General features: G+C 57.1%; 10 protein-coding genes. 1 reads left to right on the top strand and 9 read right to left on the bottom strand.

Annotated elements, in window-relative coordinates:
- Nucleotides 1-443: 443 nt before the first annotated feature.
- The 3 genes from dgoD to OHL21_RS07795 all read right to left on the bottom strand — a co-directional run bounded on the left by dgoD (nt 444) and on the right by OHL21_RS07795 (nt 3,971).
- Nucleotides 444-1,745: a galactonate dehydratase gene (gene dgoD, locus OHL21_RS07805; RefSeq protein ID WP_263416693.1), complete on the bottom strand. Its 1,302-nt coding sequence runs from the start codon at nt 1,743-1,745 to the stop codon at nt 444-446.
- A gap of 290 nt (nt 1,746-2,035) precedes the next feature.
- The gene (locus OHL21_RS07800) at nt 2,036-2,779 is read right to left on the bottom strand and encodes a hypothetical protein (protein WP_263416692.1); all 744 of its coding nucleotides are present in this window, start codon (nt 2,777-2,779) and stop codon (nt 2,036-2,038) included.
- Nucleotides 2,780-2,993: 214 nt separating this feature from the next.
- Entirely contained in the window at nt 2,994-3,971 is a 978-nt protein-coding gene (locus OHL21_RS07795) for an AraC family transcriptional regulator (protein WP_263416691.1), read from the bottom strand.
- Nucleotides 3,972-4,151: 180 nt separating this feature from the next.
- Between OHL21_RS07795 and OHL21_RS07790 the strand changes: the two genes are divergently transcribed.
- Nucleotides 4,152-4,919 (top strand): SDR family NAD(P)-dependent oxidoreductase, encoded by a 768-nt coding sequence (locus OHL21_RS07790; protein WP_263416690.1) that lies wholly within the window; start codon nt 4,152-4,154, stop codon nt 4,917-4,919.
- 249 nt (nt 4,920-5,168) lie between these two features.
- On the opposite strand, the gene OHL21_RS07785 is transcribed toward OHL21_RS07790, so the two are convergent.
- The 6 genes from OHL21_RS07785 to OHL21_RS07760 form a co-directional block, all read right to left on the bottom strand.
- Complete coding sequence (locus OHL21_RS07785) at nt 5,169-5,492, bottom strand: DUF930 domain-containing protein (protein ID WP_263416689.1); 324 nt, start codon at nt 5,490-5,492, stop codon at nt 5,169-5,171.
- 133 nt (nt 5,493-5,625) lie between these two features.
- Nucleotides 5,626-6,096, bottom strand: a complete 471-nt coding sequence (locus OHL21_RS07780; protein ID WP_263416688.1) for a hypothetical protein — start codon at nt 6,094-6,096, stop codon at nt 5,626-5,628.
- A 340-nt stretch (nt 6,097-6,436) separates the two neighbouring features.
- Nucleotides 6,437-8,365: a WD40/YVTN/BNR-like repeat-containing protein gene (locus OHL21_RS07775; protein ID WP_263416687.1), complete on the bottom strand. Its 1,929-nt coding sequence runs from the start codon at nt 8,363-8,365 to the stop codon at nt 6,437-6,439.
- Nucleotides 8,366-8,632: 267 nt separating this feature from the next.
- Nucleotides 8,633-9,544 carry an NADP-dependent oxidoreductase gene (locus tag OHL21_RS07770; protein WP_263416686.1) on the bottom strand — a complete coding sequence of 304 codons (912 nt, stop codon included), beginning with the start codon at nt 9,542-9,544 and terminating at the stop codon, nt 8,633-8,635.
- A gap of 149 nt (nt 9,545-9,693) precedes the next feature.
- Complete coding sequence (locus OHL21_RS07765; protein WP_263416685.1) at nt 9,694-10,617, bottom strand: LysR family transcriptional regulator; 924 nt, start codon at nt 10,615-10,617, stop codon at nt 9,694-9,696.
- Between the two features lie 91 nt (nt 10,618-10,708).
- On the bottom strand, nt 10,709-11,461 hold the full coding sequence (locus OHL21_RS07760) for a glucose 1-dehydrogenase (RefSeq protein ID WP_263416684.1): 753 nt from the start codon (nt 11,459-11,461) through the stop codon (nt 10,709-10,711).
- Nucleotides 11,462-11,958 lie beyond the last annotated feature (497 nt).

Here is an 11,958-nt window from a genome sequence, read left to right as displayed (position 1 = left end):
CAACCTCAAACGCATCTACATCCTGCAGAAATCCCGATAAAACTGCTCACAGACTGCGGCTACAGAGACGTTGCAACTGCAATCGCTCTCTCAAACAAAGAGAGGATGCCTCACTCACACAGACTCTTTAGCCCTGGGCTTTTTTCCTCGTACAGAGGAGGCCCCGGGCTAAAAGCCCGTCTACTTTTACGCCTTTATCAGCGGGCTGAAGCCCGCTGAACTCCCCATCCAGCAAAGCTGGTTGGGGACCCCGCTGCTCCCACCAGTTTCAGTCATCCGGTGTTAGATCAACTGAATTTGTCGATACGCCCGAAGAACAATCGGAGGACGTGGAGGATAGCGCCTTGAAAAAGACGTAAGGGCCATGAAGCATCATTGAGAACGGTACAGGCACAACTTCATCCAGCACGTACGGCCCTGCAGATTTATGGAACGTTGCAATCTCAATGGTCGCGTGCTGATCCGTCTGTTGTATCCCACATCTCCGGGAACTTCCATTCCGGGATGCCGCGTTCATTGTCGATGAGATCGTCATCCAGCTCGATGCCGAGCCCCGGCCTGTCCAGATTGCCCTTTAGGACAATATTGCCTTCGGTCATCACGAACGGCTTTTTGATATAGCTCTTCCCCATGGGGCTGCGCTGCACATTGGGCGGCCCTCCCTTCACCGCCTGCAGCGACGGCACCTCATGAGCAAGGAAGTTCGGGATCGAAGCCGCCACGTGCATCGACGCGGCAAAGCCCACCACTCCTTCCTTCGAGTGCGGCAGCATATCGGCATAGAAGGCCTCCGCGAACGTGGCCACCGCTTTCAGCTCGGTGATGCCGCCCACATGCGTGACGTCGGGCTGCAGCAGTTGCGCCGCACCCGCCGTCAGCAGGTCGCGGAACTGCCACTTCGTCACCATGCGCTCGCCCGTGGCGAAGGGGAACGCCGTCTTCTTCGCCATCTCTGCCATCAAAGGCAGGTTCTGGAACTGGATCGGCTCCTCATAGAACCAGGGGCGGAAGGGCTCTAGCGCTTTGATGATCTCCATCGCGGCGGGCGGCTCATGCTCGCCGTGCATCTCGATGCCCAGGTCGAAGTCGGGACCGACGAGCTCGCGGATCGCCTTTACCTTTTCGACAAAGCCATCGATGTAGTACGGGCTCTCAGAGGAGCGTGACAGCCGGCCTCGTGTGGATGAGACGCTGGTCTTCATCGACCGGTAGCCCTGGGCGAGCACGTGGGTTCGGGCCTCTTCAACACTCTCGGCCTGGCCGTAGCACTTGATGCGATCCCTCGTGGGGCCGCCCAGAAGGTCATAGACTGGAACTCCCAAAGCCTTACCCTTGATGTCCCACATCGCAATATCGACCGCGCCTAGCGCGGAGGTGAGGACGATATCACCGCGATAGAACGCGTGCCGGTAGATCGCCTGCCAGTGGTGTGCCGGCCGGCGAGCGTCCTTGCCGATGAGATAGGGTTCGATCTCCTTGATGGCGGCGACGACGGTGGGAATGCGTCCTTCCACAGTGCCCTCGCCGATACCGGTAATACCGGCATCGGTGTGCATCTTAATGAAGATGCTGCGCAGCGAGTTGACCGGGATGATCTCGAGCCCGGTGATCTTGATCTCGTCGCGTGGGTCGGCCAAGGCGGAGGCGTGGTTCACCGGCTGCGCGGCAAGGTTGCGCTCGCTCGCGAGCAGGCCGCCCAAGCCCATGGCGGCGGTTTTCATCCAGGTGCGGCGTGAGTAAGCCATCGACGATTCCCTCGGCATGATTCCACGAAACGCTGGAGCACTTTTCCTGTAAGTGTAGTGTAGGGTTTCCGCATCTATGGGCGTTTTCCGCAATGAAAACGCCTCCGCACTCCCCTCCCGGGATACCCAGCAACAGGAAAAGTGCTCTATTACCTGCGCCGTGAGAACGTCATCCCGCAGCATACGGCTTGTAATAAAGGCCGTGGGAATTCCAGCGGCACCTGTCGGTAATTACCTGACCATTTCCGACAAGATGCAGATGCTCTGGACTACACCTATAGGAAAATGCTCTAGCGTTGTGCTGGGCGCGTTGCCTTACTCCGCCCGGCGGATTTCGGTATCTGTTTCCCGCACGAGGGCGGGACATTGGCCATCTGCTTTGCGAAGATACGGTAGCTTTGCGTGCCCGGTTGCAGGGTGGACCAGTAGCTGCTGCGGGAGAGCAGAGGCTTGTCCTGATCGATGATCTGGGTCTTCAGTATCCGGATTCCGCAGGCAAGATTGCGCTCAGGCTGAAGGATCGTGCGGGCCGGATCTTTGAGACCGAGCCGGCTGTCAGCCTGCCAATCGAAGTCACAGCCGTAGGTTTGTCCGTCCTGATAAGAAAGTTGCAACAGGCCTTCTTGCCGCATGGGCCGGTGCGTGACCTTATCCGTCTTTGCGACGGCGGGCTGCGTGTGTCGGGCGGTGGCTTCGGGTTTCAGGCCTGCTTCCGCAGCTGCCATGGCCTGTATCGTATACGCCCAGAATGCCCGTTTGTCGGCTTCTGACGCGGCGGAGAAGGCCGGGCAGTACGAAGCTACAGCCTTTGCAGCCTTGGTAGACAGCATTTCAGGCGGCAGATTCTTCTCAATGAATGCATCCCAGGCTGGTGTCCACGCATTTTCGGTACCCAGTTCGTCCTTCTTTTCAGAGAGCGGAGTAGCAGGTGCAGGTTTGACCACCGGCTGGGCGGGTGCGGGCGGTGGCGCAGTCTGAGACTGCTTGCAGGCAGTAACGGATAAAAGAATTGTGAGTAAGACACGGTGTGTCATATGAGCTCTAAATTCCGGTCATCGTCCGCGGGCATACTAGGGGTACGATGTGTATGCTTCGGACATAGTTGCACTTCGGGGAAGCTTCACAACTCATAGATGGGGTTTCTTCTAAAAGCGCTGGCAGGGCAAATCACCCATTGGGTGCCCATTTCAATAAGTACATGGGCGATTTGTGGCGCGTATTATCGTCGACCCCTCGATAATCCTGCTATCACTGGTGCAAATCACGAGCCGGATCAACCGAGACCTGCTTGCCGGTCATGCCACTCGATTTCAGGGCCCGAATGTCCCGAATCGGTGGGAGGCCGAAACAGCGGCTGTACTCGCGGCTGAACTGGCTGATGCTTTCGTATCCAACCTCATAGGCCGCGGTGGTCGCATCCAGGCCATCCATCAACATCCGCTCGCGCGCAGTCTGAAGCCTGAGCATCTTCTGGTATTGCAACGGACTCATGGACGTCAATGCGCGGAACTGGTGATGGAGCGTGGAAACACCCATCCGTGCTGTATTCGCGAGTTCTTCGATATGAAGAGGCTTCTTGAAATTGGCACGCAGCCACGCGATGGCTCTTGCAGTTCGCTGCACACGGTCGCCGCTGGTCGCAATCGCCCTCAGGCGGCCGGCCTGCGGAGTCTTGAGCAGACGATAGATGATTTCGCGCTGGATCAGCGGGCTAAGGAAAGGAATGTCTTCGGGAGTATTTAGAAGATCGAGCAAACGTATGCAAGCGCTGAGCAGTCCGAGTGTCGTCTCGCCCACGGCCAGACCTTGTCGATGCGCGGTGGCTTTGGCCTCGGGCAGGTCTTCCTGAGAAAGCATCTCGCGGACCATTGGCATATCAAAACGCAGAAACATGACCAACAGCGGCGTCTTCTGCGAAGCTTCTACAATTTGACTCTTCGCCGGCACGTCGATCGAGGACAGGAGAAAGGATGACGAGTCACAGACGTACTCAGTTTCTCCCAGAATGACATGCTTCCGCCCTTGCACGAAGATGCTGAGACTGGGCTCATAGGACGCCTGATAGCACGGTGTCGGCTCGTCCCGGTGGTAGAGAACTAATCCGGGAGCAGCCGTTACATGCTCCCCGGGACCGCCCGTGATCGATGCGATACGGCGGGCAAGTTCGCGCCGCGCCTCGAGTACGGCTGGTTCAACCGGGACAAAGCTCTTCATCTTGGCAGGCATCCAGTGCCTCCTATTTTCAGCTTAGTCCCTTTTGCCGGAAATCTTTTACCGAAACAGAATCAGGCAAAAAATCGGCAGGACCAGATAAGCAAAGTGCCATCTCCTTCCCTAGTGTGGAAGATGCCTCCGAAGACGGCGAACGGCGCCGTGGTCAAAGAAATCGGGCGCGAGAGGGAGACGATGAACATTTCATTTGAAGGCAAGGTAGCACTCGTCACCGGTGCAGCATCAGGACTCGGGTTTGCAACAGCAAAGGCTTTTGCAGAATCGGGAGCCGCCGTGGCTTTGGCGGACGTGAATGAGACGCAGGTTCAGGCGGCAGCAAAGGATCTGGCTGACAAAGGCTTCAAAACTCTGGCGATCCGTTGCGACGTCTCCCACGACGATGAAGTGGAAGCCATGGTCAGGCAGACGGTTGCGAAGTTCGGCCGCCTGGACATGGCCTTCAACAACTCAGGCATTCAGAACGTCCTTGCCGAGACCGCGGATTCGCCTCGCGATGACTACGACCGCGTCATGGCGGTGAATCTGCGGGGCGTTTGGAGCTGCATGAAGTTCGAGCTGCAGGTGATGCGCGAACAAAAGAGTGGCGCCATCGTCAACTGCTCCTCGATTGGAGGTCTCATCGGAGGCAATCAACGCGGGACGTATCACGCGGCGAAACATGGCGTGATCGGTCTCACGAAGAGTGCGGCTCTCGAGTATGCAACTCGCGGCATTCGCGTGAACGATGTATGCCCCGGTCTCATCCGTACTCCGATGGTCGACAAGATGGAGGCCGGCGGCCAGGCAGAGGCATTGAAAATGATGCGCGAGATGTTCGTTCCCATGCAGCGCGAAGGCCGTCCCGAAGAGATTGCGAGCATCGTTCTGTTCCTGTGCAGCAATGCGGCAAGTTACATTACCGGCCAGTCGATCTCGGTCGATGGCGGCTTCGTGATGCGATAGAGCATTTTCCCTTTGCTGTAGCGTAGGGCTTTGGCATCTATGGGCGTTTTCCGCCCAATGCAAACGCTGCTGCACTCCTCTTCCGGGATGCCCGGCAACGAACGGGGTCCCCAGACAGCTTCGCTGGCTGGGGTGGAAAACGAAGAACTTTCTTTTTCAACGCTTCGGATGGCAAATGCACTTCATCCTTCATTGCACGAATGAATGACTCAGGACACTAGCCATCCAGGACACCTTGGGCCATGGAAACTATGGCCTTGTGGAAGACAATGCCGTGTGAAAGCTGGTGACCTTTCCTGTCGTTGGGTCCAGTTCGCAGGTAAAGGTGAAGTCCTGCCAGCCTGCCGGCGTGCGGAACTCACCACTGCCAGTTAGTCTGCGGTTGCTCTCGAGATTCAAGGTGTGCGGATCATCGGTTCCCAGAAAGACCCGGTCGATGCCTGCATTCTGCTTTTTCAGCACGGGCAGAGCTGCCGGCCGGCATAGCAGCTCCGCTACTTTCTTGGCATTGTTCCAGCCTTGAGCGACATGACGATCGACCGGAGACTTCAACGTCGCGATCTTACGATTCACGACCACTTGCTGGCTTGCGGCTAGTTCGGGTTCCTTAGAGGCTGCGGTTTGAGCAACGCCACTAAGGCCTAGCAGAAGGAGTGCACACAAATAGATCGGTCTACTCAGCATTTTTGTGCTCCACATTCAGGATTCAGAAGCCATTCACTATATCGCACTGGAAACGCTCTGGCGCGTCTCCGTCCGCGGCTGTGTTAATTTTGCAGCTGATCGAGGCGATGTTAACGGAGCTTCCTTCCATCGCGCCATCTACCGGCAGTCCCAGCCCGGTCAAGAACTTGAAAAGAGCAGAGGCCTCGCCAATCGGAGTTGGATTCGCCGCTGTTCCGACCTTGCCCTTTGCATCATAAACGGCCAAATTGAACATGGGCATACTGGGATCATATTTGCTTGTCGCTTCAGACAAGATAGAGAGATCGTGAATGATGATCTCGCTTTTGTTCTGATCCTTAACCGCAGTTCTGACGGAATTGCTCCCGCTTATCAGCAGCGAGATCAATTGCAACGCTTTCGGTCCAGTTACATGAACCCGCTTCGGTGCTTGTGCGTCCATCGAGATGTCAAACACCAATACCAAACAGATCAGCTGGATCAGTTTTTTCATGCGAAGATTCTAATCTGTTGATCAGAGCAACTCGCATAAAACTGCTGTCGAATGACGAGAAAAGAGCATGCCGCAGCCATCTGATCTTCTGCTCCTCCGAAGTGCGATCGTTATCCCCGCTCGTGCCGGAACACGCGTCGAGCCAGCTATCACACTACGCGCCGCCAGTGCGAATGCCTTGCTTAAGGGGACGGCTTTTAGCCGTCCCGTATCAGCGTTGAACAACACGCGGCTTTAGGCGCTGAGGCAAGGTTCAGAGAAGCAGATTTCTCACCTCAGTTTTACCCCGACGACAAAGCCCGTAGCGACCCCGAATCTCCCTATCCCGCAATCCCCCGCCCTACTGCTTTTCAGCTACCGTCGTATCTCCGTTTGCCGCTTTCGGTTGCAGCACCACACCTTCGTAGGTCGTTGCTCCTGCAAGCCGGTCACCGACCGGGCGCACCTGCTTTACGAACCAGCCCGCATCCCACTTCGTCACTGTCATTGCCCCGGTATTTACGGCATAGACCTTGGTGTCCGCGTTTCCTGGTGTTACCAGCACGCGGCCGCCGGTGCGATCGAAGTACAGGCCGCTTACGCTGGTCAGGTACAGGTTCTTATGAATCTTCCACGTGGCGCCGTCGTCCTCGGAGTAAAACAGACCGCCCCTGCCGCCGATCCAACAGCGTCCGCTGTCATCCACAACCGTGGCCCACGTCTCGGCCAAACCTGACGGCAGCGGAATCGTACGGAAGGTCACGCCTTTATCCACCGAGAACAGTAGCTTATCTCCGCCGCCTGCGAGCACGCGGTCCCCGGTCGCGGCCACACTGCGAAGCGGCATGCCGGCTGCGGTTCGAATGTGATTCCAGTGGCGGCCATCATCCTGCGACACGATGACTCCGTCGGGCAATGTTGCAAACACAGAGCTCCCCGACACACTCATCGAGTCCACACGAGCCGTCGTCTCCACGGCGGGCTTCGGCCGCGGCTGACGAGCCTTGATAGTGATCATGCGTTTACCGCGCTTGACCTGCCGGTCCGGAACCGGTTCAGGCTGCAGAGGAGAGACCATTCCCGATGGCTTCCATACTTCGCCTTCCATCCGATAGAGTCCATGCGCTGTTCCTGCCAGCACTGTTCCATTCGACGTCTGCGACAACGACAGCACATCGGCGCCCTTCAGGCCTTCGCTCTTCTGTTTCCAGTGTTGCCCGCCATCGTCGCTCACGAAGACGCCGCCGGCGGTCTTGTCATTCAAGACACCCACGTACAGCCGCTGTGGGTGAGTTTCATCGGTCAACATCGCTGTTACCTGGCGCGCGGAGAATCCATCGTTCGACTGCGTAAAGCTCTTGCCGCCATCATTGGACAGCAGAATCCCGTGCCGGTCCGTAGCCAGCAGAACATGATTGCTGTCCGACGGATCCACCGCGATATCGTTCACGATCCAGGCCGGATCGCCATTGCGGGCAAAGGTCTGTCCTGAGTCCACTGTGCGCCATATCCCCTCAGTGGTTCCGGCAAACACTACGTTCGGCTGCTTTGGATCCTCCATCAACACACGCGTCCTTCGCGCCGTCGAGGGAATTCCCTTCACCTTCGTAAAGTTCGCACCCTTGTCCGTGCTGCGATAGATTCCGGAACAGGCAGACAGATAGACATTCTGCGCATTCGTTGGGTCAACAATGATGGAAAAGACATCCGAGTCATCGATGATGCCCTTCGTCATCGGCGTCCAGTTCGCGCCTCCATCGACTGTCTTCCATGGCAGGTGCCAGGTGCCTGCATAGATTGTCTTCGGGTCAGTGGGATCAATCGCGATCGACTCTACCTCATGGATTTCCTTGTTCTCTACCGGAGAGATACGGTTCCAGGTCTCACCGCCATCTTCCGATCGATAGATCCCGTCCAGCGCGCCCGCGACCAGTATCTTTGGGTCCGATGGCGCTACGGTCAAGGCTCGCACCGAATGCCCCTTCATGGCTGCGTTTGTCGTGAATGCGCGGCCGCCGTCATGCGAGATATAGACGCCACCATCAGTCTGGCCCAGCACCCACGCGCCCACAACCAGATGCTTGGGGTCGCTTCTGTCCACCGCGATATTGTCCAACGCCAGATCATCGCGATTTTCGATCTGTGCCAGCCGAGCCCACTTCATCCCACCATCGCGGGACTCATACACGGTTCCCACGGCGGTTCCGAGATAAACATGGTTATGATCCGAAGGATCCTGCGCAAATGACCGGGCATCTCCTCCTCCAGGTCCGTACGGAATCCACTGCATAGAATTCTGCGCCGGCGCAGAACAGCAAATGCCTATCATCAATGCCACACTCAGGTAAGGAGAAGAACAACAACAAGAAGAGCGGCTCATCAGTGGCCCCCAACACAACGTGGAACCTCAGACGGCGCAAGATAGCCTTCCAGTTGTAATCTTTATTTCACTCCATAAAGGCAACCTTTTGCGCAAGCAGCCTTCTACGCCGACGCCGCTCCGGCAAACGCGACGAGCCAGGGACGACTCATCATCTCTGGCTCACGCGTGAAACGCCTAGGAGCGGATTGAGAAGATGACCTTACCGATCTTCTCCGTCTCATGCCTCTCCCATAAAGAGGCGGGCGACCACAGTGTTTTGATCGCGGCGATCTGCGGCTTGATCTTTCCCTCTGTGATCAACCGGGCAAACGTATTCAATCCTTCGGTGGTGACGTTGGTTTCTACAAAGGCAGCCTCGATTCCCAGGCGTGCGGCCTCCTCCGCGATCGGCGGCCGATTGGCGGTTACAGCGACGCCACCTTTCCTGACCAATGCGTAGGAGGGCACGACGGTGTTACCGCCGATCAGATTGAGCACTGCGTCAACCTGCTGCAGGTCTTCCACCCGCTCTTGCGTAAGGTCGATCACGCGATCCGCGCCTAGCTCCTGAAGGGCAGCTGCCTTGCTTTGCCGAGCTGTTGCGATGACGTTTACTCCGGCGTTTCGGGCCAACTGCACCGCCAACGATCCAACTCCGCCGGAAGCTCCCAGAATCAGCACCCTCTGGCCCGCCTTGATCTTGGAGAGTTCCAACATCTGCGTCGCGGTCTGTCCAACCAGCGCGATCGCGGCTGCTTCCTCGGCTGATATTGCGGCAGGCCTGTGCGCCAGACTGGTAGCGTTGACCAGAACGAACTCCGCGTACGCGCCCGCCTCTCTTGTATAACCAAACACTTCATCACCCACCTTGAATGCGGTGACTCCTTCGCCCACGGCAGCTACCCGTCCGGCAACGTCACCACCGGGTATCCACGGAAATTGCAGTGGAAAGACCTGGCGCAGGAAACCTAAGCCGCGTCCGGGGTCGACTCCATTCATGCTGGTGAAGTTATTCTCTACCAGCACCTGTCCAGGGCCGGCCGTCGGGACAGGCACCTCGTCCACGTGGAGAGGCGCCCCATAGTCGTTGATGCGTAGCGCTTTCATTGTCCTTCTCCTTCCGAGTCTTCACTCGTTGCGTACGAAGAAAAGACTCATGAGCCCCCGCATAGGCGTCAATATCTAATGGAAAGCAGAATTGCAATTTTGGAATAATGAGAAATGGGCTGGCGTCAGCTGAATATGGTGTCTGGAGGCTACGATTTCCGTCGAGAGGTCAGATCCTTCAGTGCGCCTTCGAAGTGCTCTTTAAGGAAGATGACGAGCTTGCGAACCCGAGGGGCCAGTATCTCGGAGGGCGTCACCGCGAAGATATGTGCCGGCGTGGCTTCCCAATCGGGGAGCACTCGTACCAGCCCATCGCCGAAGCCCGGATGCAGTGCGATGAAATCGGATAGGATCGCGACACCCATACCTTCCTTCGACAGCTTCGCCAACATTCCGACTGAATTGGCCGTAGCCATACCGCCCACTTTCACGGTCCTGAGTTCGCGTTCCCGCCGCAGTTCCCAATCGCTCAGAGGCTCTCCGTGGATGAGACGGAGGCACGAGTGCCCGGCCAGATCTGCGGGGTCCTGAATCTTCTTATGATTGGCGAGATACTCCTGCGAGGCAAACAGACGGCGGGGAAAACTTCCTACACGTCGAGACCAGAACGATGAATTCGGCAGACGTAGCTGGTGACCTACCATGATCGCCAGATCGAGGCTTTCGGTCAGGACATTCGGATGGCCACTGATGGAGAGCACTTCGATTGAGATCTCAGGACGACGGAGCATATAGCTGGCGAAAAGAGGAAGGAAGACGGTCTGCGCCAGATCAAAGGGAACACCCACGCGGATATGCCCTGATGCCCTGGAGGCGATACCCGTCACCTCTTCCTGGATGCGCATCGCTTCCGCAACAAGCGCTTTGGATTGCTCGTAGCAAGCTTGCCCGGCGTCGGTGAGCCTGAATGTCCGTGTAGAGCGATGGATGAGGGGAAACCCCAATTCCCTCTCCAGCGCGCTTATCCGTCGCGAGAGCGTCGATGCGGGAATTCCAAGTGCCGCTGCCGCCCGGCTGAAATTGCGGGTGTTGGCTACCTCTACAAATAGTGCCAGGTCGGCAAGAAAGCGCATTCAAGTCCTCTCTACGACTCTTCTTCAATATGACAGAGACTTCGCAGAAAGACGCGCCGGAGGCGGGTGGGAACCGCCTCCGGCATCTCTCTTACACGGCGACGAAGCCACCGTCGACGAACAGTTCCACGCCGGCGACGAAGCTGCTGTCGTCCGATGCAAGGAATACGACTGCCTTGGCCAGCTCATCCGGCTCGCCGATGCGGCCCAGCGGTACGCCGGCCGCCAAACCGGCCTTGAGCTGTTTCTCCTGCTCGGAATCATTGCCGACCAGGCCAGAGATCGCCGGCGTATCGATCGGTCCGGGACTGACCACATTCACGCGGATCTTGCGAGCCTTCAGCTCATTCGTCCAGGTGCGCGCGAAGGAGCGGACCGCAGCCTTGGTCGCGTTATAGACGCCGAAGTTTTCAAATCCCTTGATGGAGACGATAGAGCCATTCAGCACAACCGTTGCACCGTCCGGCAGCAGAGGCAACGCCTTCTGCACCGTGAACACCAGACCCTTCACATTGATGTTGAAGGTCTTATCGAAGTGCTCTTCGGTGTAGCTTCCCAGCGGAACAAACTCGCCTCCGCCCGCGTTGGCAAACAGGACGTCGAGCTTGCCCTTCTCCTGCTTGATCTGCGCAAATAGGCGGTCCAGATCTTCCAGCTTCGATACATCACCCTGCACAGCGATCACGTTGCTTCCGATCTCTTTCACCGCCGCATCCAGCGATTCCTGACGACGACCCGTGATGTACACATACGCCCCCTCAGCCACAAAGCGCTTTGCGGTTGCCAATCCAATACCGCTGTTCCCACCTGTAACGAGTGCAATCTTTCCATCCAGCTTTCCCATACCAGCTCCCTTTTCGACCTTCGATAATTTGATGTCCATCGAAATGATGACGGGGCGCCGCTATTGGATTCAGCAATCAGGGAAATTTGTGTGGAGATTGAGCGCTCCAGCGATCTTCCATCTGTTCAACTGCAACCGGGTAGGGCATAGCGGCTTTCGGTACTCATCACGTGCACTGAACCAATTCGCGGCACTTTGTCCGTTGAGGTGAACTATTCGAGCAAAGCTCGAACCGGTGGGAGCCGTGGGCTTCAGCCCACGGTCTATCTGCCCTATATAGAAATGGGCTTTAGCCCTGGGTCTTTTCGTAGCACAAAGAGAAAACCCAGGGCTAAAGCCCATCTAGTTTTACGCGTTAATCAGCGGGCTGAAGCCTAATGTCACTTACTTTGTACGTGAGAGGAGAAAAAGTGAGTTGAGGAGAGGGAGCTAGGGTTGAATCAGAAGTAGCTCTGTGAGGAACCGCTGCGTCTGTTATGGAGAAGAAGGCGGAAGCT

The sequence above is a fragment of the Terriglobus albidus genome (assembly GCF_025685425.1).
GTDB classification, from domain to species: Bacteria; Acidobacteriota; Terriglobia; order Terriglobales; family Acidobacteriaceae; genus Terriglobus; species Terriglobus albidus.
Note: the sequence above shows the minus strand (reverse complement) of the source record. Positions and strands in the feature narration are given on the sequence as shown.